Here is a 23951-nt window from a genome sequence, read left to right as displayed (position 1 = left end):
ATGCGCATCCATTTCCATGGACATGCCTGCTTCGAAATTGAAGGAGAAGCGGGAAGAATCCTTATTGATCCCTTTTTGACAGGGAATCCCAGCACAACAGCTAAGCCCGAAGACTTTACTCAACTTGATGCGATTCTGGTTACTCATGGGCATAGAGATCATTTGGGAGATGCAATACAATTGTCCAAGCAGACAGGGGCTATCATTATTGCAGTTTTTGAGTTGGCAGCTTATTGTCAAAGTCAGGGTGCAAAGACGCATGCTATGCATATTGGAGGAAAGCGCCTGTTCCCCTTTGGATGGGTTAAGTTAACGCATGCCTTACATGGGTCTGGGATTGAAGATCCTGAGGGAGGAAACATGATTTTCGTCGGTCCTCCTTGTGGATTTTTGCTAAAAATCGAAGGTAAATGGCTTTACCATGCGGGAGATACTGGATTGTTTGGTGACATGGAGCTCATCGGATTGAGGCATCCACTCGAAGTTGCCATGCTTCCGATCGGAGATAATTTTGTCATGGGTGTCGAGGAGGCTGTTCATGCCTCACAATTCTTACGACCGAAAGTAGTTATTCCCATGCACTATAACACGTTTCCACTCATCGCCCAGGATGTGAGGGAGTTCTTGCATCTTCTTCAGCGCAGAGCTCCGGAGAGTCAAGGTAAGGTGTTAAAGCCCGGTGAGATGTTTGAAGTTTAAAACCTAGTTTAAATTGATATCCCGCTTGATTTTCAAGCGGGATATTTTTCTGCAGAAATGGTAAAGCTTTAAATTGGGGAGAGATAATTATTAATTAAACTGAGGAGATGATTTAATGACAAGAAAACCATGTTCAATGCGTTGTCTCTATGGAATTGATGGCCGTTGTCGTTTGGAACACATTCTAGGAGAACGGGGACCGAACTGCCCGCATTATGAAGAAGATTTTAATATCATGAGCAGGGGGAGAATCTAGAATGAAACAGTCAAAACCTAAGGTAAGGCGAATAGATCCGTTAGAACCATTGAAGATGGAGATTGCCGCCGAATTGGGCTTGCTCGAACAGATACACAGTGATGGATGGCATTCTTTAAGCGCCAAGGAAGCAGGAAAAATCGGAGGGCTTATGACCCAGAGGCGACGAAGAAATGAATAGCGTGGTTGATTAATGAAACTTATGATATAATAATAGCTTGGATAGAAACAAGTAGGGAGCGTTTTTAGTTGACAAAGCATCAACAAATTTTAACCTTCATTGAAGATCTGGCTATTGGTAGTAAAGTTTCGGTACGTTTCATTGCCAAAGAGTTAGACGTTAGCGAAGGGACAGCTTATCGGGCTATCAAGGAAGCAGAGGCCAAAGGATTTGTTCGTTCAATTCCTAAAGTAGGAACGATTCGAATTGAAGGGGTCAAAGAGCGACAAATTGAGGACCTGACGTTGCGGGAAGTATCACAGATCGTCGAAGGGGTTGTTATCTGTGGTTTTGAACATCTTGATCGCTCTCCAAATAAATTTATCATCGCAGCGATGGAATTAGAGGCAATGGGACGCTACTTGGAAGACGGAGCGTTATGCATTGTCGGTAACCGTCGTGATGCTCAAATTTGTGCCTTGAAACACAACGCTTCATTGTTAATTTCAGAAGGCTTGGAACCGGATGAAGAGGTAATGGCTTTAGCACGCCAAAGAGAATTAGTAATTATTCAATCCCCATACGATACCTTTGCTGTCACAACGATGATTAATCGAGCTCTCTATGATCGATTAATCCAGAAAGAACTTATTTTAGTTGAAGATATTATGGTTAAAGACGTAAGTTATCTGAAGGTAGATGCAACGGTTGAAAATTGGCACGAACTTTCACAAAACACCGACCACAGTCGGTTTCCGGTCGTAGAAGCTGACATGACACTTGTTGGAATTGTGACGGCTGTAGACGTTGCCGGAGTAGATGTGAAAACGCCAATTAAAGATGTCATGAATGCGAACCCTTTTCTCGTAGGGCGTGATGATCCCGTTACCCATATTTCCCGGATCATGGTTTGGGAAGGATGGGAAAATGCTTTAGTTGTTGATCAGGATAAACTGATTGGAATCATTAGCTTGCAAGATGTTATTGAAGCCTACCAGCAAGTTCAGAAACAACCTCAGTTTGGTGAAACAGTGGACAATCTCGTCTTAAGCGGGTTTCGATTTGTTGATGATTCAGAACATCTCTCTATCGAAGGTGAAATTACTAATTCTATGGTTGATGACTATGGTTCTGCCAGCTGTGGCGTAATCGTTACGGTTATGAATATGGCTGGTTATATTGGATTGCGTAAGAAGTATCGACTCAATGCGATCACCGAAAATTTTACGCTCTATCAACTTCAACCGCTTCCAGTAGGGACAGAAATTAAAGTCACTGCCAAACTTCTTTTAGTTGCTAAAAAACATTGTAATATTGAGGTAGAAGTAACGGTTGATAATGCTGTCGTTGCCAAAGGTTTGATGACGGCTAGGATTGGTGATAAGAAACTGGTCAGCGAAACAGCCCTTTAGAGAAAGAACGGACAATGCCTTTACAAACTGTACTTTGAGTGTGCTCATAGGATATAGGTGCCTGAGCGTATAAAACCCCCCTTATGGTAGGGGGGTTTTATACGCCTAAATATAAGTGGACACTAAAGTTTATACTTTGAAATAATAGTCAGGAAGCAATCCTATGTGTACACGATTAGACAAGATTCGCTTCATTGGAAACTCTTCACATGAAGATTGTTTTGGTAGAGGGATGATCTATCCTTATTTCCTTACTACGTTTAAATCTTATCATTGCTAATTACCATGTGTTCTGCGTATTCCAGAACACATGGAAGGTCAGCGAAACTCTCGTAGGATAGAAACTATTTGTGTATTTTAAACTGTTGGATAATCGTCATTATGGTAATGTCTCTGAAAACGACATATTAAAATAATGTTTGCTAATTACTACGTAAACAAGTAATAATACAATGTATGTAGTAGTGTTTTAAGATACACATATATTTGTTAAGATACATATATAGGGAGGATGGTGAACCTTGTGAATATAGAGAGTATTGATGATACTAAGTTTGGGTTTGTCCACCTTCATAATCATACGGAATTTAGCTTACTCGACGGAGCAGCACGAATCAAAAACCTGGTCAAACGTGCGGTTGAGTTAAAAATGTCGGCTTTGGCCATTACTGATCATGGAGTCATGTATGGTATTATCGACTTCTATAAAGCTTGCCGTAAAGAAGGTATTAAACCGATTATTGGGTGCGAAGTCTATGTTGCCCCAAATAAGCGGACGGATCGGAGGCCGGGGAAGGACGATACCAATCGCCATTTGGTCCTTTTAGCTGAAAATGAGCAAGGGTATCGCAATCTAATACGGTTGGTCTCTATGGCTCATACAGAAGGTTTTTATTATAAACCTAGGGTAGATAAAGAAATTCTTCGCGAGCATGCTGCGGGTATCATTGCGTTAAGCGCCTGTTTAGCAGGAGAAGTGGCAGATTATTTAGTTCAGGATCAATTGGAGATGGCTGTTCAAAGCGCCCTGGAGTATGAGCAAATTTTTGGAAAAGAAAATTTCTTTCTCGAAATCCAAGACCATGGTTTAGAGGAGCAACGCAAAGTTATTGCAGGAATGTGGATGGTGCACGAACGCACTGGAATTCCCATGGTGGCAACCAATGACGTTCATTATGTTAACCGTGAGGATGCTTTCGTTCAAGATGCTTTACTTTGTATCCAGACCGGCAAAACCTTAGTGGATACCGCGCGGATGCGTTTTTCCAGTCAGGAATTCTTCCTCAAATCGGAACATGAGATGGCCCTATTGTTTGGAGAACACCCTGAATTGTTAGAAAACACAGGTCGAATTGCGGATCGATGTACGGTTGATTTTAATTTTGGAGAGAATCTTTTACCCGTCTTCGAGGTACCACGAGGGTATACGTTAGATGGCTTCCTTGAGGCTGAATGCCGCGAGGCTTTTCCACGTTTCTATCCCCAAATGACAAAAGAGGAACGTGAACGTTTGGACTATGAGCTCAAGGTTATCTTCCAAACGGGTTTCTCGGGGTATTTTCTGATTGTTTCAGATTTTTGCCGTTTTGCTAAAGAAAATGGTGTGGCTGTTGGACCAGGGAGGGGGTCTGCGGCAGCAAGCATGGTCGCTTATTTACTAGGGATCACTTCGGTTGAGCCGTTACGTCATGATCTTCTTTTTGAACGTTTTTTAAATCCGGAACGAATTTCGATGCCGGATATTGACATAGATTTTGACCCTGAAGGCCGAGAACGTGTTATCCGCTATGTGACCGAAAAATATGGTGCGGATAAAGTGTGCCAAATTATCACCTTTGGAACTATGGGAGCTAAAGCAGCGATCAGAGATGGAGGGCGAGTTTTGGCAATCCCCTTAGCCCGAGTCGATAAGGTTGCGAAAGCTATTCCAAGTGATTTAGGCATGACCTTAGACAAAGCCTTGAGTGTATCCCCTGATTTAGCACGTATGGTTGAAGAGGATGAAGAGATTAAAAGGCTCTATAGCCTAGCCCGGTCACTGGAAGGCATGACCAGACATGCTTCAACGCATGCCGCAGGGATCGTGATCTCCAAAGAACCCCTTATGAATTATCTTCCACTTCAGAGGACGTCGTCAGAGGACTTTGTCATGACCCAATTTCCGATGAAAGCGGTTGAAGAAATTGGGCTTCTGAAGATGGACTTTTTGGGTTTGCGAAACTTAACTATTTTGCAAGAGGCTGTGCGACGGATTGAAGAGACGCGAGGTTTAAAACTGGATTTACTAACTTTACCTTTAGATGATCCTCAGACGTATACGTTATTGGCTTCGGGAAACAGTACCGGGATTTTTCAGCTGGAAAGTGGAGGTATGCGCGCGATTCTAAAGGAACTTAAGCCGACGTGCTTTGATGACATTATCGCAGTTGTGGCCTTATATCGACCCGGCCCCATGGAACAAATCCCGGAGTTTATCCGCCGAAAACTCGGAGGTAACATCACATATCTGCACCCTAAGTTGGAGCCTATTCTTAAATCCACCTACGGGATTATTGTTTATCAGGAACAAGTTATGCAGATTGCCCGTGATCTTGCTGGCTATTCTCTTGGGCGAGCGGATTTGCTCCGCCGAGCGATGGGGAAAAAGAAAAAAGAAATTATGGAAGAAGAACGCCAGAACTTTATTCTGGGGTTGCAAGATGAGGATGGAAAATGGATTATCCCTGGCGCCCTTCGGCTTGGGTTGACGCGGCCGGATGCTGAGGAAATTTTTGATTTGATGGCCAAGTTTGCCGAATATGGTTTTAACAAAGGGCATGCAACAGCTTATGCTGTGATTTCATATCATACGGCGTATTTGAAAGCAAACTATCCGTTAGAGTTTATGGCTGCACTTTTAAGCACTGTGATGGGTTCATCGGATAAAATTTCATTCTATATTCAAGATGCCAAGCTTTGTGGCATTCAGGTTCTTCCGCCGGATGTTCAGTACAGCCAAGTCGGCTTTTCTATTGAAGCGCAAGCAATCCGTTTTGGCTTAGGAGCCATTCGTAATGTGGGAGTCAATGTCTTAGAGAAGATCTTAGAAGCTAGAAAAGACGGTCTCTTCAAATCTCTCGATGATTTCTGTCTGCGTGTTGATCATAAGGTTTTAAACAAGCGTGTTCTGGAAAGCCTAGTCCGTTCCGGTGCCATGGGTTCGTTTTGTTCTCGGGCACAGGCTCTAGCGGTGATGGATCAAGTTTTAGACACGGCTGGACGACGACAGAAAGATCGACTTTCAGGTCAATTCTCTCTCTTCGATTTGGATGAAGCAATGGATGAAGGTATTAAACTGCCTGATCGTCCCGATTTTCCAGAACGAGAGATTCTAGAGATGGAAAAAGAATATCTCGGTCTCTATTTAAGTGGGCATCCCCTTTCCGCTGTTTTGCCTCAACTCCAATCTCACATGTCTTCAGATATCTTGACTTGCCTGGAAGGTGAGGAGGAGAAGAAAGTGGCTCTCGGTGGATTGGTAACTGGGTTTAGACAGACTGTGACAAAAAAAGGTGAGATGATGGCCAGTTTTGTTCTGGAAGACTTAACAGGCGGGATTGAGGTCTTAGTCTTCCCGCGGGTCTATGCACAAACCCGTGCTTTAGGTAATGACCAAGTAATCGTGGTTGTAGGGAAGTACATCATCAGAGATGAAGAGAAAAAAATCTTTGTTGAGAAAATAACTAAACTTGAGGACTTAAAGACTGCAGAGCCCTCTGAAGAATTAAAGGGGATCACCAAACCCCATCATAGAGCCTCTCAAATGGTAGGAAAACGCCTCTTCTTAAGATTTGCCGATGATAAAAGTGATCTTATGGAAACAGTCCTGAGTATTTTGCAGCGTTTTCCTGGAAGTCAGCCAGTTTATTTCTATTTTGAGAGTGACCAGAAAGTCATTGAAGGAAAGCGAGAATTTTGGATAAATGATGAAGATGAACTCCAAAATGCCCTTCGAGAAGTGATGGGCCTACACAATGTGGTCTGGAAGCCAGCTAAAAATTTTGCTTAAGGGTTTCCAGTAGCAGGATTATTGGTTTTTAAGGCGAACCCATGGAGATATCCTGAAATGAAAAGGAGAGACAGCGTGCGTACTGCGATTTATCCTGGAACGTTTGACCCGGTCACCTATGGACATCTTGATATTTTAATCCGGGGGAAAGAGCTATTTGATGGGGTGACCATAGCCATTGCCGCTGACAGTAAAAAGACACCATTGTTTACCCTTGGCGAGAGAATGGAGTTACTCTTGGAAGCGACCAAAGACATGCCTAATGTTAGTGTTCGTGTTTTTGAAGGGTTGACTGTTGAATTTGCTCGACAATGTGGAGCGGTGGCCATTCTTCGAGGACTTCGCGCTTTATCCGATTTTGAATATGAATTCCAACTTGCTCTAATGAACAAAAAGATAGCGTCGGATATTGAAACGATTTTCCTAATGACTCAGAGTGAGTTCTCCTTTGTTAGCTCTAGTGCGATCAAATGGGCTGCCAGTTTACATGCGGGAGTTTCGGATTTCGTACCAGTTCATGTCGAAAAGGCACTAATGAAAAAGTACGCCAGTCAAAGAACATTAGAAGATGACTAGCCTATGAGGATACCTTTGTTGCACAATAAGAGGGGCTATGATATCATAAATCGATTTAATAAGGGGGATTTCACAAAATGTGGACCGTCATTTACATTGCACCTAACAAGTTAGTAGCCGAAAAATATAAGAAAATCCTCGCTGAGGAAGGGATGCTTGTTCAACTTCGCCCGATCGGTTCAGCACATCTTGCTGAGCATGCTTCAGTCGAAATTCTCGTTCCAGAATCTGAAGCCGAGGAAGCGCATGAAATCATTATTGGCGCCATAGGGAGCTAAGCTATGTTCAAAGATATTTTTAAAAAAACAAAATATGTTACGATTCAGCCTGCTCCGGTACAGAAACGTCCTTCCCCTGATGCTCCTCCGTTACAACCAATGCCTAGTAAAAAAGAACTGCCTGATGGTCTTTGGGTCAAATGTCCGAAGTGCGGTGAAGTTCTCTTCAACAAAGATCTTGAAGAAAACGCTCGGGTTTGTACGAAGTGTGCGCATCATTTTCGAATTTCCGCAAGGGGACGTCTGGCGTTGTTAGCTGATCAAAACAGTTTTGAAGAATGGGATACTGAATTGCTAACACTTGATCCGCTGGATTTCCCTGGTTATGAGGGTAAGCTGTTGGAGGCCCATGAGAAGTCGGGGACGACGGAAGGGGTGCTTACAGGGTTGGCCCAGATTGAAGGGATCTCTGTTGTGCTTGCTTTCAATGAAGCAAATTTTATGATGGGCAGTATGGGCTCGGTTGTAGGGGAAAAAATTGTTCGTGCAATTGAGCGGGCAATTGATCTGAGGTTGCCGGTGGTCATATTTTCGACTTCAGGGGGGGCTCGGATGCAAGAAGGAATCCTCTCACTATATCAGATGGCCAAGACCAGTGCCGCGTTAGGGAAATTGGCTGAAAATCACCTATTGTTTATTTCGGTACTCACGGATCCCACGTTCGGAGGAGTTACCGCCAGCTATGCATCACTCGGGGACATTTTAATTGCCGAGCCCAATGCTTTAATTGGATTTACGGGTCCACGTGTGATCATGCAGACGATGAGGCAAGAGCTCCCCACGGGTGCGCAAACCGCTGAGTTTAACCAAGAGCATGGTTTAATTGATCTGATTGTGCAACGTGCTGAGATGCGCTCAGTTTTGGCACGCTTGCTGCGTTACCATCAGGAAGGGGTTCAGTATGCTGCAACTGTTTGATTTTGAAAAGCCTATAGCGGAACTCGAACAGAAAATTACGGAACTTCAGAAATTCTCCGCAGATAAGGACATTGATCTTTCCCAGGAAGTTAGCGTACTTGAAAAGAAAGTGGCTTTTTTAAAGAAGGAAATATACGGAAGTTTGGAACCCTGGCAGAAAGTTCAAATTGCTAGACATTCAGAACGTCCTAATTTTTACGATTATGTTCCTTTGTTGTTTGAAGATTTCATAGAACTTAAAGGAGACCGACTTTTTGCGGATGATCGTTCAATTGCGGGTGGGATTGCGCTTTTCCACGGGACTCCTGTAACAGTAATCGCTCAGGTTAAGGGGAAAGGCACCAAGGAGAACATTAAACGTAATTTCGGTATGCCTCATCCAGAAGGGTATCGAAAAGCATTACGCCTGATGGATCAGGCCGAAAAATTTGGGCGTCCGATCCTGACCTTTATCGACACTCCCGGAGCTGCCTGTGACTTAGCGGCCGAGGAACGAGGGCAAGGTGAGGCTATCGCCAGATGCCTGCTGGCCATGTCGGGTTATCACGTTCCAGTGATCAGTACGGTCATCGGAGAGGGCGGAAGCGGCGGCGCACTTGCCCTAGGGGTAGGTAATGCGGTCTTAATGCTTGAGAATTCCTTCTACTCTGTTATTGCCCCAGAAAGTTGCGCTTCTATTCTTTGGAAAGACACGACCAAGGCGAAAGAAGCGGCAGAAGCCTTAAAGTTTACGGCACAGGATTTGCTGCGACTCGGGGTTGCAGATGAAATAGTTCGCGAGCCGCTAGGTGGCGCTCATAAGAACCTAAGGCAAACAGCAGAAGAAATTTCACAGGCCATTTCGAAATATCTGGTACGTCTGCGTTCGGAGACACCGGAAATGTTGAGAGAAAATCGATATCAGAAGTTAAGGGCAATTGGTGTTTACCAAGAAATCTCCGAAAAAGGAATTTCCGAAAAATCGATAGATATTTTAGAAAAAGACTTGACTAAATAGACAAGTTGATGGTATTATAGCTAAGTCGCCATTGAATATTTGGCGAAACAATTTAGGGCGAGTGGCGGAATGGCAGACGCGTCGGTCTCAAAATCCGATATATGTGAGTATGTGGGGGTTCAAGTCCCCCCTCGCCCACCACAGTAATTTCAAGGCCTTCGGGCCTTTTTATTTTCGTCTAAGCATAGTAAATGGACAGTTTTCACTGCCCATTTACTATGCTATTACTTTATTGATTATAGAAATATATATTATTGCCCCGACTAAGTTTGGTAAACCAAATAAAAACAACTTAAAAGCCCGTTCTTGACGATTTTTTCCGTCCTCGTGGTCTTCATGAGTCCAATTTGCTCTAACTCTATCACCACTAATTAAGGCTCCTGACATTAAGGCGGAAATTAACAAGGCAATAATTCCTATAAATCCAGAAAGCTTAAATAATATTGACCAATCTCCAAAGATAAAAGAAACTATACTAGTTATTATCAAGGCTAGAATTCCCATCCCTAAGTATAGCACCTCAATATCCCTCCTTTACTATATTATACACCTTATTGTGTATAATATCTTTTATCGTAAATAGGTTCTAAGTACCCTGAAGCATTCTGTAATGGGCATACGGCTGGCAAGAAGAACTTGCTACATAGCATAGTTATTGGATGAATTTAGTTTTCCCCCATCGGTTGTTCTGAGATAGAGCAGGAACTTCAATGTCAAATGTCCACACATAATTTGCTCAATTTGACTTAATCGAGTTATTATCAGTATAATGCCTTTGTCATACAAATTTTTTTTAACTACAAACTATATCAAAATCTTTTCCTTGAATTGGTCATTATTAGATCGATTCAGCCAACTTTCAGCTTTCCTTCAGAGTCATTTCAGCTTAACATTAGATAATTAGGAGAGCTTTGAGAATAAGGGGGGCTTAGACATGCAGAAGATTACAGGAATCAAAATATTGCTGGTCGATGATGAGCCAAATATTTTACAATTTTTAGAGATGGGTCTTCAGGATGAGGGCTTTGAAGTGCTAACGGCTCAAGACGGGATGACAGCAGTAACGCTTGCTAAGCAATTTCAGCCCCACATTGTGATTCTCGATGTCATGATGCCAGGTATGGATGGCTTTGAAGTCTGCCGAATGCTTAAAAAGACCGAGAACGTTGCCATTATCATGCTGACAGCTAAGGACGAAGTGGATGACCGTGTGAAAGGACTTACCCTAGGGGCAGACGATTACATGATGAAACCGTTTAGCTTTGAGGAATTGTTGGCACGCATTCAGGCAAGAATTCGCAATCAATTCCCCAATTTGGTGGGGGAGGTTGTGAAAGGCCCCTTTCGGATTGATGATCGGCGTAAAGAGATCATGTACGATCAAAGGGCTCTAGAACTCTCCACAACCGAATATGAACTCCTCAAATTTATGGTGCTCAATCAAGGTTTGGTCCTAAGTAAATCGACGATTTTAGATAAAGTATGGGGTTACGATTTCGGCGGGGATGAAAATATCGTAGAGGTATATATCCGGTCACTAAGAGATAAATTGAATGACAAAGAACACCGACTGATTCGAACCTTGCGTGGGGCAGGGTACCGAGTTGACTTGTTATGACACCGCGAATTCGCTTTCGACGCTTTTTCGATCCTAAATCGCTTCGCTTTCAGCTATTATCTCGTTCGTTATTGCTTATGGCAGTGTTGCTGGTAGTCATCGGTTTGTTCCAATACGTTTTCATGCAAAGGTTTATATACCAAAGTAAAGCGACAAGTATTCAAAACCAGATTCAATCGGTTCCTCCGGACGCTTGGCAACAGATGACAAGCAAAAGTTCAGTTAACGTTCCGGATAATATTCCAGATAATAGTCCAGATAATAGTCCAGAAAACGCATCAAGTGAAAATCGGGGGAATGGATTTAAACATGGCTTTTTTTTCTTTATTCCGGACTCCACAATTGCACTTATCGATGGTGAGGGAAGAAACTTTTCAGTGATTTCTAATACCTCTATGAGCGTTGGAAACCCGCCTAAGCTTGCTGAACAGGATTATCAAGACGCCATGCATTCCAAACAGAGATTGACTTACAAAGTATTGAACCAAACTGTAGGTGATGAGCAATTGATCGTTCTTCAGCCAATTCAGATGAGAGGTCATTCAGTTGGAGTGGTCCAAGTTAGCTTAGGTACGAAGCCTTTGAAGGATACGTTGATTCAACAACTTCTCATTTTTTTGTCTCTCGCGTTGCTCGCTCTAATCGGTGGTATGTTGGCCTTCATTCCCGTTCTGAGAAAAACGCTGGTTCCTTTGTCGAAGATCGTGGAAACGGTGGAACAAATCGACGTTGGAAATCTTGCCGAAAGGTTACCTGTTGAACAGGGGCAAATGGAAATCGATCGTCTGGCCATCTCTTTTAATGGAATGCTGGAGAGATTGGAATCTTCTTTTGAAGCTGAAAAAGAGGCCAAAGAGCAAATGCGTCGTTTTGTCGCTGACGCTTCTCATGAGCTTCGTACTCCTTTGACTTCGATTCATGGTTTTTTAGAGGTACTACTCCGTGGCGCAATGAATCAACCAGATAAGCTAAACAAATCCTTAAAAAGTATGTATGCAGAATCAGAGCGTATGAAAAAGTTGGTTCAAGACCTTCTATTACTTGCCAAGTTAGACCGCTCACCCATGATCGAACTAAGAGAAGGAGAATTAGACAGCATAATTAAAGAGATGGCACCGCAGCTGAGAGTATTGGCAGGAAATCGCAAAGTTTGTCTTCGACTTACTTCGGATTTGAGATGTCGATTTGACGAGGATAAGATGAAACAGGTGCTCTTGAATCTTTTTCATAACGCGGTGCAGCATACTGATTCTGAAATGGGGGAAATCCAAATCTCTCTGGAAACCGCCATCGGTAGTGTTGAATTGATCGTGAGCGATAACGGTTCCGGTATACCGGATGAGCATTTACCTTATCTGTTTGATCGTTTTTACCGAAGTGATTCATCCAGAACTCGCAAATATGGAGGGGCGGGACTCGGATTATCGATTACGAAATCGATCGTGGAGCTTCATGGAGGCAAGATAAAGGTAGAAAGTGTTGCAGGGGTAGGCACTTCCTTTCATGTTTGGCTTCCAATACCGGATAAACTTTAGATATATTATACGAGGTATAAGAAGTATATAGATGGAAAGACGGCTCTGTTCGCTAGCTTATGGCGAATAGGGTTGTCTTTTTGTTAATATTAGAAAGTATAAACTTACGTTATATACTGCAAGAAGGGCTAATACGTGCGAAGACAGTGTCTTCGTCTAAGCATAAGGGCAACTAGGCAGCCACCTTTGCCGAGGCTAACAAGAAGTCTAACCCGTGCGAAGACACTGTCTTCGTGGGCGCCAGCCAAGTTTTCTTTAAAAGCCTTTCATAATCTTTAAGTAATTCAAGTTTAACACTTGTAGTTAGTCATATTTGCAACTCTGAACCGAAAACTTTAGATATAGAATTTGGGTTAAAGGTAGAAGATAGAGGAAAAAAGCGTAGGGTATGAAGCCGATCAGACTCACATTCATTGTGGAAGTTGGAACAAAGGCCGCAGTATTCCAAGGGATGATAGCTGCTAACGGTACGCAGGTATTTTCTAGGTCAACTGCCAATTGGTAAGGGTCGAACTTATTTCTTACATAGACCTTGTTCATCAAAGAATTCGTCAATACGATAGCGATCGTTTGGCTGCAACCCAAGATGGCTGTAATAACACTAATGGTCATTGTCATCAGAAACGTGGCAGGACGAGATTTTGCTTTTAATAGAATTTCGTCTAAATCTTCCAAAAGGTTTGTCTCGGCAAAAAGTCCCGCCCAACAGCAGGAAACAAAAACGACAACCGAGACTTTCCACATTGACATGATCCCTCCGCCCTTCAAGATAGTCTTAAGAGGGCTTGCTTGATCTAAATCATAACCAAACAGCATAGTTTTCACAATTTCAAGGGCCTTGTAATGTTGTAGGTAACGACTAATAATCACAGCGAGAAGAATGCTCACGAGCATGGATATTTTTACGTCAACCCTTAGGATCGCCAGGATAAGTATGGCTAATGCTGGCAATAGGGCGACCCAGTGAAGACCGAAAATGTTTAGGATTTCTGTGGCCATGGTGTTTTGGGTAAATGTCAATGGGTGATACAACGACAACAATAGGTAGAAGAAAATAGACACAATAAAGGGTAACGTCCCCGTCTTTAACATATTTTTTATGTTTGGATATAGATCAGTTTCCGTCAAATAGGCAACTAGATTCGCACTCGAGGACATAGGGGAGCAACGATCACCAAAATAGGCCCCGGCCATAATAGCTCCGGCGGCGATATCTGCATCGATATTGCCGCTCTTAGCCATTAATATTAGGGATAAGCCTACGGTACTCACTGTTCCAAAAGAAGTTCCTAGTAGGAAAGATACTACAGAGCTTATAAGAAAGGCGTACATTATAAACAACTTTGGGTTAATTAGCTGAATGCCATAATAAAGGATGGCTGGAGTTGTTCCCGAGGCCATCCAGAGGGATGTGATCGCACCAACCAACACGAGAATTCGTAAAACAATAAATGATTTCTTACCTCCCTGATAGGACATTCGGAGAATCTCTTTCACTGGATATCCTCTTTGCCAGGCGATGAAAGTGAAATTGAGAAAACAAATTGCCAACGGAAAACCAATAAATATTCCATTAAGGGTACATAGAATCAGAAGGATAAATGCAATAATCACGCTGCTGATAAGGTATATATTCCCACGCTTCACGGGTTACTCCCTTCGAGTGCTTTTGATTCTCTCTGCTTATTCTAAGCGCCATATAATAGGTACAGTGTGTAGTATAATAAGTTTGCTTACAATCTACAAGGGAGGAAACACCACTATTAGTCTTTCATTGAGCAAAATTCATCTGGATAGATACTGATCCCACCAATTGTTCCACTTCTTAAAGAAATGAAATAGCGACCAAGGCCTGAATGGAGTAGATAATGAAATTTGTCTACTTCAGTCAGGCCTTTATTAGTAGAAGTCATTTTGATGGCTGTGTTATAAGTTATAAGTAAGTTAAGTAAGTTTAAGTAAGTAATAGCGAACAAATATTCGATAAATAAATATCGATAAACGATAAAAAAATATTGAAAAAAGATTGATTGCTCGTATATACTTAAATCAACTTAAATTAAAGGTAGCTTAAATTTTAAGTTGATGATGGTCATATTCTTAAACAAATATTTTATTAAGGGAAGAGGGAAATATTATGGAGGATATAATAATAGAACAAAAGGAAGATGCGGAAAATACTTTGTTCAAAAAGAAAGATATGAATATTCTTATCTGTTCTATCTTGCTTGGAGTACTTTTTGACATTTTATTTTATAATAAACCATTAGGTATTTCGTACCCACTTTTTGTAATCGCTTTTTATGTTGCGTTTTTATGGAATTTACGTCCTATAATGTCGTTTAGAATTAGTTTTGGATGGCTCTTGACTATACCTATTGTGGCATTATCGTCTACGTATTTTATTTTTACAAATCAAATTTTTGCTGTTTTAAACTTTTTGATAATACCCTTTTTAATAATCGCTCAGACAATCCTTATTAGCGAGGAGAATAAATACAACTGGTACGATTCGAGGTTTATGATGGATATCTTTTCGGGTGTTTTCAATCGTGCATTTAGTTGTACCTCAAAACCATTTATAATAGGATTGAGTTCCCTGCGTATTAGGAAGAGACATAAAAAGTATGATGTTCTTCAGAAGGTCCTTATCGGTCTGGGGTTCTCTATTCCACTCTTAATGATTATCATTTCTCTCCTTTCGTCAGCAGACAGAGTCTTCAGTCATTTCATAGCTGAAATAACAAGTTCATTTGAAACTATAAACATCGCTATTTTTTCTCTTCAAGCAATGATTGCTTTAGTCATTACAATAATTGCTTTCAGCTATATATGGAGCTTCACTAATTCCAATAGTAATCTAAAAAATCAGCAGCACGAAGTCAGAGAAACGAATCCAAGTGGTTGGGATCCGATAATCTCCATTACAATCTTGAGCGTTATTAATTGTGTCTATGTAGTTTTTGCAATTATCCAGTTTGCTTACCTATTCGCTTCTGTAAATAATGCTTTACCGCCGGATTTTACATACGCTGAATATGCCCGAAGAGGATTCTTTGAATTATTAATGATCACCTTAATCAATTTCGGTTTATTGTTAAGTAGTATAAGCTTCACCCAAAAGGATAGTAAGTTAGTAGCTAGAACTGTTCAGCTTTTGCACTCCCTTCTTATAATCTGTACAGTTGTGATACTTTTATCAGCATATTTTAGAATGTCACTTTATGAAGCGGCCTATGGTTATACGTATTTAAGAGTGTTAACTCATTTTTTCATGATTTTCTTGGGTGTCTTATTTTTGATAGCCTTCTATAAAATATGGAATGAGCATATGTCTTTGCTTAAGCCGTATATTGTTATTACAATTGTGGCTTATATGATCATCAATTTTTCAAATATTGACGTGCTTATAGCCAATAAAAATATAAACCGATATCTTGAAACGGGTAAGCTCGATACTTATTATCTGAGAAACTTGTCCTATGACAGTATTCCAGAATTAGTTAACCTGCTTGACGTTCAGAAACCTTCTCGGGAGATTAGGGAATATCTAGTTGAACAACAAAAAAAATTATCTAAAAAGCAGTCGTGGCAGTCCTTTAATTTATCCCAACATAAGGCAAAGGAAGTGCTTGCACAATATAAATTATGATAGGGGTCATCAAACCGCCATCCTAAGTAATAACACCCACCCCACACTATGAATAAAGTGGTGTGGGGTTTCTGTTTATCATCAAAATTTTCTTCGAGGTTTTAAACTTTTTTCCTGTAAATGAAGTCTAATGAGTGAAGTCAAATTTCATCGATTGGAGTCAGACATGGAGGTGAGTGATGGACACGCAAACTGTTGACGCAGCAATAAAAGGAGATTCAGAAGCTTTTTATGAGCTAATGAATTTACATAAGACTCAACTCTATCGTATCGCTTTTCGTTATCTGCAAAGTGAACAGGATGCGCTGGAAGCCATCCAAGAAACGACTTTTCGTGCTTACCGTAGTGTTAAAAGACTTAAGGAAGCAGAGTACTTCCAAACTTGGCTTATTCGTATTCTCATTAATACTTGTCATGATGAGCTGAAGCATCAAAGAGTCCAAACGTCTCTGAGGGGAGTTAATCCAAACGGGTCGACGGTCTTTGATGATTCAGCTGAGCCGGGGGGGAACGCTGATTTGCAGCGTTTAGATATTCTTTCAGCTCTGGATCGTCTTGAAGTTAAACACCGTCAGGTTATTGAACTAAAATACTTTGAGGATTTAACGATTCGCGAAATTGCTATAGCTTTGGAACGACCTGAAGGAACCATTAAAACCTGGTTAAATCACTCATACAAACAACTGCGAGAACACCTGCGAGATAGATAGGGGGGAGAATCGTGTTTGAACCAGAAGAAGCAACTGATAGGGGAGAGAAAGAGAAAGAGAAAGAGAAAGACGTTAATGAGCTTGATGTGGCAGATGAGCTGGAAGTAATAAATGAACTGATTCAAGCTAAATCTCGATCTATGGACATGGCAATACCTAAGGACCTCGATGATTATATTCAAAACGGTTTTGCCAAAGGATTGAAGGTTCAGAAAGCAAGGCAGTTCCGCAAATGGAGCACTCTCGTTGCCTGTTTACTACTCGTTGTGTTAATTACGGTCGTGCGGGTTTCCCCCGCTGTAGCAGCAGTTTTGCATCAGATCCCCGGTCTGGGTTATATTGTGGAACTTATTAATTATGACAAAGGACTTCAGTCCGCAGTGGAGAATGACCTTTTTCAACCGCTAGGAGTCTCGGATGAACAGGAGGGTGTTGTGTTTACTGTGGATGGGATCGTGATGGATAAATCAAGCCTAGTCATTTTCTACACTGTGGAAAACAAAAGAGGACAGGGCTTAGTCGATTTATCGGAAGCTAAACTCTTTGATGAAATGGGTGAACCGCTCAAGGAGGTGTCAATTGTTTCCTATGCCTCATCTAATGCCGATCAGGATGGCGATGGTAAAGTCCATTCCCAAATTAATGTTAACTTTAGTGATCTGACCGTGATTCCAAATAATCTATCCGTAAAAGTACAGCTTCGCAAAATAATTCAGGATAAATATCCCCAGCCTTCCGATACACTTTCCTCTACTTGGAAGGTCATAATCCCAGTTGATAAAAATAAGTTTACCGATATGAAGAAAGTCTATGAAGTTAACCAGAGCGTGGTTATTGAAGGGCAAAAAGTTACCTTTGAAAAAGTTACAGTTTATCCGACGCGAATGATATTGAATGTGTCCTATGCCCCGGCGAATAGCAAAAAAATCTTTGCTTTTGATGACCTAGTTCTCGTCGATGAAAAAGGGCAAGAGTGGGGGAGGATGAATGGAGTGACCGGCAGTAGGCCCGATGAGAACCACGAAATCCTTTTCTTTCAGAGCAATTATTTCACCGGACCCAAAAAACTCTTTTTGCGAGGCAAAAGCATCCGCGCTCTAAATAAAGAAGAATTGAGTGTTACCCTGGATTTAGAACGAGAGAGAATCCTGAAGGCCCCACCAAACCTTGTACTCGATCATATAGTTAAGACTCCTTCAGGAAAGGTGGCTGAGCTATCCTTCTTGCTAAAAACAAATCCAGAATATGATAAAGAACGTGGGTTCAATATTTTCCCTTTCATATTTAGCGATGCTCGTGGGCAATCATTGGATACTGGAGAGCATTACATGTTGTCGCATTCTGAGAAGCCTGGATATGATCAAACCATTACCGTAACTTTCCCGAATAATATATCCTATCAATCTCCAATCACATTTCAGTTAGAGGATTACCCGAGCAGGATTACGGGCGATATTAATATTCGAATTAAGTAGAGGATTTTGCTAAGTCAACGTCTGATAACAGCTCAGTAATAACTGGGATGTGTCGGAAGATTAATAAGAGAGTTTTAGAAAACAAGAAAGTATTATACGAAAAATTGAAATCAGGAGATATAAAAGGCTCTATTCGCAAATTGTAGCGAATAGAGCCTTTGGTAATTTTATAATCCAATTGAGTTATTTCATTATTTTCAACTAATTTTCAGGAAACTCTCAATAAACGTTCAGGTGGCATTTAGGTGTGATTCAGGAACGAGAGTTAAAGTAATAGAGAACCAAATGCGAAGAAGTACGAACCGTTGAGATTAACCCGATCGCCCAAGGAAGTGCCAATTTTGATGGAGGTGTTTTAGAATGTTTTCAAAGCCGGAGAAAAACTATTTTATCAATATTTCGCTCATTGTTATGTCTCTCGTTTGTATTGTCACAGGTTTTTTGTTAGATTCAAGATCAAATTTGTTTAATGTGAACACGCTTCACATTTGGTCGGGCTATATAATGGCAGGAATTTTAGTGATCCACCTCTTGATGCATATAGGATGGATCGTAAATCTTACGAAGACTATAGTGCATCATAAAATGAAGCTTATCGCTGCAGTAGCTACTTTATTAGTTTCCGTTGGGCTTTGTTATTCCCTTGCTGTTTTTAGTCCCCAACGAAATGCTCATGGTTTTCATGGAGAGGGAGGAAGATCTTTTCCAACGAATCAAGTTGACCAATCGAACTAATTAACTAATATCTTTCCAATATATTTCAGCTAATTTTCAGGAAACGCTCAATAAACGTTCAGGTAACATTTAGGCCTGATTCAGAAACGCAGGTTATAGTTATAGAGAGCCTACAAGAGCTACAGCAGAGTAATGACCGACAGACAACAATATGTAAAGGAGTTAATAAAGCAATGAAATCATTAAAGTTTAAACGATTTGACCCGTTGTTGATTGGGATCACCTTGCTTGCAGCTTTCTTAAATATGTACGGCATTTGGAAGGATCAATATGCTAATGCCTATTACACAGCAGCGGTCACAAGTATGCTTCAAAGTTTCCACAACTTCTTTTTTGCATCGTTCGATCCAGGCGGGTTCGTGACTGTGGATAAGCCTCCTGTCGCGTTCTGGATTCAGACGCTGTTCGCATCGGTCTTCGGCGTACACGGTTGGAGTGTTATCTTACCACAGGCTCTAGCTGGAGTTGGATCGGTTTTGTTGATCTACGTTCTTGTCAAACCGTCTTTTGGTAAAACAGCTGCCAGGATCGCAGCTCTAGTAGCTGCTTGTACGCCCATCGCTGCAGCTGTAAGTCGTACAAATAATGTCGATAGTTTATTGGTTTTTACCCTTCTTGCAGCAACCTGGATGTTATTTCGGGCTGTAAAAACAAAGAAATGGATTTGGTCTATCGCAGCTTTTGCCATGATCGGGGTAGGGTTTAATATCAAAATGCTGCAAGCGTATATGGTACTGCCTGCCTTCTATTTGTTCTATTTACTGGCCTTCAAAGTTAATTGGAAAAGGAAGTTTGCTATACTGGCTGCCTCAACTGCAGCCCTGTTGATAGTATCGTTATCGTGGCCGCTCATTGTCGACAGTATTTCTGCGGCAAATCGGCCGTATATCGGAAGTAGTCAAACAAATTCAGTCTTAGAACTAGCCTTCGGTTATAACGGCATTTCCCGGTTGACAGGACAGGGAGGGCCAGGAGGAGGCAGTCGTGGAGGAGCTAGCGATGGACAAGATGACGGAGGCCAGATGCCTGATGGTCGGCAATGGCAACAACCTTCTTCAGGACAACAGCAAGACGGCAGTGCTCAAATGACAGATGGTGCTGCACCAACTCCAGGTACTGATGACAACAATACAAGTCGTCAAATGAGGGATGGGGGTCCCCCGGATGGTGGGGGGATGGGGAATGGTGGCAACGGTATGTTCAACACAGGAACAGCTGGACCACTTCGTTTGTTCCAATCTCAGTTGTCAGGACAAATCAGTTGGTTACTCCCTTTTGCTTTATTAGGAGCAGTGGGCTTACTGATGGGGATTAGTAGAAAACAGCAGCTGACGGATAAGCAAAAGGAAAGTCTGTTTTGGCTGGCTTGGTTGTTACCGATCATGGGGTTCTTTAGTGTCGCCGGGTTTTTTCATCAGTATTATCTGATTATGTTGGCTCCCCCCATAGCAGCGCTTACAGGCGCGGGTTGGGTAGAATTATATAGCTTTAGCCGCAACCACGCAGGTTGGATACAGTGGTTGCTGCCAGTCGGGATTTTAGGTTCGACAGCCTTTGAAATTTATATTCTGCTTCCTTATAAGACTCAAATTGGACTTGGATTGCCGATTGCTGTTGGGGTTATAGGCGTTGTGGTTTCACTCATTCTCAGTACCCTAATAGTCACTCGACCCTCAAACGGCAAACTTCGAATTATGATTAATAAAACTGCCGCTGTAGTAGGTTTGTTAGCCCTGCTAGCAGCTCCCCTCTTTTGGGCAGCAACTCCCATTATCTATGGAGGAAACAGCATGTTGCCAGCAGCGGGGCCGACATCCTCGAGGAATGGAATGGGTGGTATGCCAGGACAAGGGCAGGAAAAAGATCAGACACAAGATCAGACTCCAGACAAGATACAAGAACAAACTCAAGGGAAGGCACTGACTCAGCCTGCTGGGCAATCATCGGGAAATGTCAATACAAATCTACTAGCTTATTTAACGGCCAATAATACAGGTGAGAAGTATCTGTTTGCAACGACCAATGCGAGTACAGCCGAAGCCTACATTATCAATACCGGTAAAGCAGTAATGGCGATGGGTGGGTTTTCCGGCTCCGATCCAATCCTGACCGTCGATAAATTGAAACAAATGGTTGCCAACAAGGAAGTCAAATATTTCTTAACATCCTCTGGTGGTCAAGGAGGAGGCAGTTCGGATGTTCAAGCTTGGATCATCCAGAACGCAAAGGTAGTCCCACAGACAGAGTGGCAATCAAGTACAGAAAATCAGAATTCCCAGGGCGCTATGGGTAGGAACGGTTCTCAAACCCTATACGAAATCAATCCCTAAAAAGTAGGAGGTAAGAGTATGAATCCGGACATTCGCTATTCTATTGTCATTCCCGTCTACAATGAAGAAGCTGTCATTGGCCAAACTTACCAGCGCTTGAAGCGGGTGATGGATTTGACGGGAGAGCCCTATGAACTGATTTTCGTGAACGATGGAAGTAGTGATCATACAACTGAAATGATCAAACGATTTAGAGAGCAAGATAATGCGGTGAAACTCATTTCTTTCTCGCGCAATTTTGGTCACCAAATAGCTATAACAGCCGGGATGGACTATGCCTTAGGTTCGGCAGTGGTCGTCATCGATGCCGATTTGCAAGACCCCCCGGAACTAATTCTGGATATGATTGCTAAATGGAAAGAAGGATTTGATGTCGTTTACGCCAAACGGACAAAGCGGAAAGGGGAAACGTTCTTCAAAAAGCAAACCGCTCGATTGTTTTACCGAATCCTGAGCGCCTCCACAGATCTCGATATCCCGACCGACACAGGAGATTTTCGTTTACTGGATCGCAGAGTCTGTGAAGAGCTGAAACGGTTGCCGGAGAAAAATCGTTATGTTCGCGGCTTGGTGAGTTGGATTGGCTTTCGGCAAACTGCCGTTGAATATGAAAGAGATGAACGTTTAGCTGGAGAAACCAAGTATCCTCTTAAAAAAATGATTAAGTTGAGCCTCGACGGCATTACCTCCTTCTCCTTTAAACCTATTAAAATGGCAACCTATGTAGGGTCTGTAATATTCGCTTCCGGCTTGAGCTACTTGGCAGTCCTGTTACTTTTGAAGGGATTCACTGAGTCTGTTATCTCCGGGTGGAATCTGGTTATGGTGATGCAACTGGTGTTAAGCGGCATCCTCCTAGCGATGATGGGGATTATCGGAGAGTATATAGGACGTATTTATGACGAAGCCAGAGACCGCCCCTTATATATTGTAAGTGAATGCCATGGGATGATGAAAAAAAACCGATATGTGAAGAAGGTTGTCTAATATGGCAAAGGGACCTCTGGAGTTTATAAAATTTTCTTTAGTGGGAGCCGTGAATACGGTCATAGACTTTACAGTGTTTACGGTTCTCTCCAATATGGGTGTTCTATTATTAGTGGCACAATGTGTCTCCTACACCTGTGGAGTATTGAACAGTTATCTGCTGAACCGAACATGGACCTTTCGGGGACGTGGTCAATACTCCAGTCAGTGGATTCGATTCTTGGTCCTGAATCTGGGAACTCTAACAATAACTTATGGGATATTAGTCTATTTGCACGATTATTTAGTATGGCCAATCCTTGTCAGCAAATTGCTTGCCACTGGAGTAAGCCTTGTCATTAATTTTATGGGCAGCCGTGTATTAGTTTTTAGTTGACCCGGTTGCTTGATATGTTCGCGTATACTGAACACAGTTTGATATTTTTCTCTTTCAGAGAGATTGTAACAAACTGATAAAGATTGGAGTGAATAGTATGAAAATTAGGAAAGCTGTTATCCCTGCAGCTGGTCTAGGGACGAGATTTTTGCCGGCAACTAAAGCTCAGCCTAAGGAGATGCTCCCAATCGTTGATAAGCCGGCCATCCAATATATTGTAGAAGAAGCGGTGCAATCGGGTATCGAAAGCATACTCATTGTAACGGGGAGAAACAAGAAATCCATTGAGGACCACTTTGACAGATCCGTTGAACTCGAGCAAATGCTCAGCGAAAAGGGAAAAACCGATTTACTGCATGAGATTCAAAACATTAGTACTATGGCAAATATTCATTATATCCGCCAAGGGGAACCACTTGGTCTGGGGCATGCCATTCTTTGCGCTGAGCAATTTATTGGTGACGAACCGTTTGCCGTTCTGCTAGGAGACGATATTATGCTTTCTGATCCTCCTGCCTTAAAACAAATGTTGGACGTTTTTGAAACTTATGAGCAAACTGTTGTTGGCGTTCAGCCAGTTCAACCTGAGGAAGTAAGCAAATACGGCATTATTTCAGCGCTAGCTCAGCATAGCAAGATTTTGCAAGTACGAGATTTGATTGAAAAGCCCACTTCTGCCAGTGCCCCTTCCAACATTGCCATCATGGGCAGATATATCTTAAAACCAACTATTTTCCCCTTTCTAAAAACTCAAGGAAGAGGAGCGGGGAACGAATATCAGCTGACAGACGCCTTGCGAGAAGTTTGTCAAGAGGAAGGTCTGCTTGGCCTAGAATTGAAGGGAGACCGCTACGATATCGGAGATAAGTTTGGTTACATGAAAGCTATCATTGAAATGGGGCTGCAGCGGGAAGAGCTGCAACCCCTAATGATCGACTATTTGCAGCAAGTGCTTAAAAAGCAACTAGACAAGAAGCGGCCGAAGAGGGCAGCGGTTTGAAAGGAGTAGCTAAGCAGTGGGCTTAAAACAGCATATACTCAAAATAAGCTTACTAATACTTTTATTGTTCGCAGGAGTAATATGCGTAACTTCACTATGGAGCTATAGCAGTAATGCTCAATCAACTCAAAGTATTGCTGAATCTCACAACTCATTGCCAAATGAAAGCAACTCACTGTTCGGTAATAT

21 protein-coding genes and 1 tRNA gene are annotated in these 23951 nt (G+C 42.0%); 20 read left to right on the top strand and 2 right to left on the bottom strand.

Going from position 1 to position 23951, the window contains the following annotated elements:
• From DSBG_RS03665 to DSBG_RS03620, 10 genes are all read left to right on the top strand, one after another.
• Nucleotides 1-699 carry a metal-dependent hydrolase gene (locus DSBG_RS03665; protein ID WP_068962866.1) on the top strand — a complete coding sequence of 233 codons (699 nt, stop codon included), beginning with the start codon at nucleotides 1-3 and terminating at the stop codon, nucleotides 697-699.
• 115 nt (nucleotides 700-814) lie between these two features.
• On the top strand, nucleotides 815-955 hold the full coding sequence (locus tag DSBG_RS03660; RefSeq protein WP_009623940.1) for a hypothetical protein: 141 nt from the start codon (nucleotides 815-817) through the stop codon (nucleotides 953-955).
• Between the two features lies 1 nt (nucleotide 956).
• Entirely contained in the window at nucleotides 957-1136 is a 180-nt protein-coding gene (locus tag DSBG_RS03655) for an alpha/beta-type small acid-soluble spore protein (protein WP_068962865.1), read from the top strand.
• Nucleotides 1137-1204: 68 nt separating this feature from the next.
• A complete protein-coding gene (locus DSBG_RS03650; RefSeq protein ID WP_068962864.1) occupies nucleotides 1205-2527 on the top strand; it encodes a DRTGG domain-containing protein in 1323 nt (440 codons plus the stop codon).
• A gap of 523 nt (nucleotides 2528-3050) precedes the next feature.
• The gene (locus DSBG_RS03645) at nucleotides 3051-6575 is read left to right on the top strand and encodes a DNA polymerase III subunit alpha (RefSeq protein ID WP_242877395.1); all 3525 of its coding nucleotides are present in this window, start codon (nucleotides 3051-3053) and stop codon (nucleotides 6573-6575) included.
• A 75-nt stretch (nucleotides 6576-6650) separates the two neighbouring features.
• Complete coding sequence (gene coaD / locus DSBG_RS03640) at nucleotides 6651-7151, top strand: pantetheine-phosphate adenylyltransferase (RefSeq protein ID WP_068962862.1); 501 nt, start codon at nucleotides 6651-6653, stop codon at nucleotides 7149-7151.
• Between the two features lie 77 nt (nucleotides 7152-7228).
• Nucleotides 7229-7429: a hypothetical protein gene (locus DSBG_RS03635; RefSeq protein WP_009623934.1), complete on the top strand. Its 201-nt coding sequence runs from the start codon at nucleotides 7229-7231 to the stop codon at nucleotides 7427-7429.
• A 3-nt stretch (nucleotides 7430-7432) separates the two neighbouring features.
• Complete coding sequence (gene accD, locus DSBG_RS03630; protein ID WP_068962861.1) at nucleotides 7433-8347, top strand: acetyl-CoA carboxylase, carboxyltransferase subunit beta; 915 nt, start codon at nucleotides 7433-7435, stop codon at nucleotides 8345-8347.
• Nucleotides 8331-9344, top strand: coding sequence for an acetyl-CoA carboxylase carboxyltransferase subunit alpha (locus DSBG_RS03625; RefSeq protein ID WP_068962860.1), 1014 nt, complete (start codon nucleotides 8331-8333; stop codon nucleotides 9342-9344). The genes accD and DSBG_RS03625 overlap by 17 nt, the downstream gene beginning before the upstream one ends.
• A 55-nt stretch (nucleotides 9345-9399) precedes the next feature.
• A tRNA-Leu gene (locus tag DSBG_RS03620) sits at nucleotides 9400-9485 on the top strand.
• Nucleotides 9486-9560: 75 nt separating this feature from the next.
• On the opposite strand, the gene DSBG_RS03615 is transcribed toward DSBG_RS03620, so the two are convergent.
• A complete protein-coding gene (locus DSBG_RS03615) occupies nucleotides 9561-9863 on the bottom strand; it encodes a DUF5316 domain-containing protein (RefSeq protein WP_083236715.1) in 303 nt (100 codons plus the stop codon).
• Nucleotides 9864-10278: 415 nt separating this feature from the next.
• Between DSBG_RS03615 and DSBG_RS03610 the strand changes: the two genes are divergently transcribed.
• Nucleotides 10279-10962, top strand: a complete 684-nt coding sequence (locus tag DSBG_RS03610) for a response regulator transcription factor (protein WP_068962859.1) — start codon at nucleotides 10279-10281, stop codon at nucleotides 10960-10962.
• Complete coding sequence (locus DSBG_RS03605; protein ID WP_068962858.1) at nucleotides 10959-12497, top strand: sensor histidine kinase; 1539 nt, start codon at nucleotides 10959-10961, stop codon at nucleotides 12495-12497. Before DSBG_RS03610 ends, DSBG_RS03605 begins: the two co-directional genes overlap by 4 nt.
• Nucleotides 12498-12800: 303 nt before the next feature.
• Here DSBG_RS03605 and DSBG_RS03600 read toward each other — a convergent pair whose 3' ends face one another.
• On the bottom strand, nucleotides 12801-13994 hold the full coding sequence (locus tag DSBG_RS03600) for a Na+/H+ antiporter NhaC family protein (protein ID WP_491005702.1): 1194 nt from the start codon (nucleotides 13992-13994) through the stop codon (nucleotides 12801-12803).
• Between the two features lie 640 nt (nucleotides 13995-14634).
• On the opposite strand from DSBG_RS03600, the gene DSBG_RS03595 reads away from it, so the two are divergent.
• The 8 genes from DSBG_RS03595 to galU all read left to right on the top strand — a co-directional run bounded on the left by DSBG_RS03595 (nucleotide 14635) and on the right by galU (nucleotide 23762).
• On the top strand, nucleotides 14635-16149 hold the full coding sequence (locus DSBG_RS03595) for a DUF4153 domain-containing protein (RefSeq protein WP_083236714.1): 1515 nt from the start codon (nucleotides 14635-14637) through the stop codon (nucleotides 16147-16149).
• Between the two features lie 179 nt (nucleotides 16150-16328).
• Complete coding sequence (locus DSBG_RS03590; protein WP_068962857.1) at nucleotides 16329-16859, top strand: sigma-70 family RNA polymerase sigma factor; 531 nt, start codon at nucleotides 16329-16331, stop codon at nucleotides 16857-16859.
• 11 nt (nucleotides 16860-16870) lie between these two features.
• Nucleotides 16871-18334: a DUF4179 domain-containing protein gene (locus tag DSBG_RS03585; RefSeq protein ID WP_068962856.1), complete on the top strand. Its 1464-nt coding sequence runs from the start codon at nucleotides 16871-16873 to the stop codon at nucleotides 18332-18334.
• 360 nt (nucleotides 18335-18694) lie between these two features.
• Complete coding sequence (locus DSBG_RS03580; protein WP_068962855.1) at nucleotides 18695-19069, top strand: hypothetical protein; 375 nt, start codon at nucleotides 18695-18697, stop codon at nucleotides 19067-19069.
• 173 nt (nucleotides 19070-19242) lie between these two features.
• On the top strand, nucleotides 19243-21399 hold the full coding sequence (locus DSBG_RS03575) for a glycosyltransferase family 39 protein (RefSeq protein ID WP_068962854.1): 2157 nt from the start codon (nucleotides 19243-19245) through the stop codon (nucleotides 21397-21399).
• Between the two features lie 18 nt (nucleotides 21400-21417).
• The gene (locus tag DSBG_RS03570) at nucleotides 21418-22386 is read left to right on the top strand and encodes a glycosyltransferase family 2 protein (protein ID WP_068962853.1); all 969 of its coding nucleotides are present in this window, start codon (nucleotides 21418-21420) and stop codon (nucleotides 22384-22386) included.
• A gap of 1 nt (nucleotide 22387) precedes the next feature.
• Nucleotides 22388-22762 (top strand): GtrA family protein, encoded by a 375-nt coding sequence (locus DSBG_RS03565; protein WP_068962852.1) that lies wholly within the window; start codon nucleotides 22388-22390, stop codon nucleotides 22760-22762.
• A 97-nt stretch (nucleotides 22763-22859) separates the two neighbouring features.
• Nucleotides 22860-23762 (top strand): UTP--glucose-1-phosphate uridylyltransferase GalU, encoded by a 903-nt coding sequence (gene galU, locus DSBG_RS03560; protein ID WP_068962851.1) that lies wholly within the window; start codon nucleotides 22860-22862, stop codon nucleotides 23760-23762.
• Nucleotides 23763-23951 lie beyond the last annotated feature (189 nt).

The sequence above is a fragment of the Desulfosporosinus cupriresistens genome, from assembly GCF_001707885.1.
In the GTDB taxonomy this organism is placed as follows: domain Bacteria; phylum Bacillota; class Desulfitobacteriia; order Desulfitobacteriales; family Desulfitobacteriaceae; genus Desulfosporosinus.
This window is presented reverse-complemented; position numbering and strand designations above follow the sequence as displayed.

Coding starts and splice junctions, on each gene's coding strand:
- DSBG_RS03665 (WP_068962866.1), top strand. CDS start 1: ATGCGCATCCATTTCCATGGACATGCCTGCTTCGAAATTGAAGGAGAA.
- DSBG_RS03660 (WP_009623940.1), top strand. CDS start 815: ATGACAAGAAAACCATGTTCAATGCGTTGTCTCTATGGAATTGATGGC.
- DSBG_RS03655 (WP_068962865.1), top strand. CDS start 957: ATGAAACAGTCAAAACCTAAGGTAAGGCGAATAGATCCGTTAGAACCA.
- DSBG_RS03635 (WP_009623934.1), top strand. CDS start 7,229: ATGTGGACCGTCATTTACATTGCACCTAACAAGTTAGTAGCCGAAAAA.
- accD (WP_068962861.1), top strand. CDS start 7,433: ATGTTCAAAGATATTTTTAAAAAAACAAAATATGTTACGATTCAGCCT.
- DSBG_RS03625 (WP_068962860.1), top strand. CDS start 8,331: ATGCTGCAACTGTTTGATTTTGAAAAGCCTATAGCGGAACTCGAACAG.
- DSBG_RS03610 (WP_068962859.1), top strand. CDS start 10,279: ATGCAGAAGATTACAGGAATCAAAATATTGCTGGTCGATGATGAGCCA.
- DSBG_RS03605 (WP_068962858.1), top strand. CDS start 10,959: ATGACACCGCGAATTCGCTTTCGACGCTTTTTCGATCCTAAATCGCTT.
- DSBG_RS03595 (WP_083236714.1), top strand. CDS start 14,635: ATGGAGGATATAATAATAGAACAAAAGGAAGATGCGGAAAATACTTTG.
- DSBG_RS03590 (WP_068962857.1), top strand. CDS start 16,329: ATGGACACGCAAACTGTTGACGCAGCAATAAAAGGAGATTCAGAAGCT.
- DSBG_RS03580 (WP_068962855.1), top strand. CDS start 18,695: ATGTTTTCAAAGCCGGAGAAAAACTATTTTATCAATATTTCGCTCATT.
- DSBG_RS03575 (WP_068962854.1), top strand. CDS start 19,243: ATGAAATCATTAAAGTTTAAACGATTTGACCCGTTGTTGATTGGGATC.
- DSBG_RS03570 (WP_068962853.1), top strand. CDS start 21,418: ATGAATCCGGACATTCGCTATTCTATTGTCATTCCCGTCTACAATGAA.
- DSBG_RS03565 (WP_068962852.1), top strand. CDS start 22,388: ATGGCAAAGGGACCTCTGGAGTTTATAAAATTTTCTTTAGTGGGAGCC.
- galU (WP_068962851.1), top strand. CDS start 22,860: ATGAAAATTAGGAAAGCTGTTATCCCTGCAGCTGGTCTAGGGACGAGA.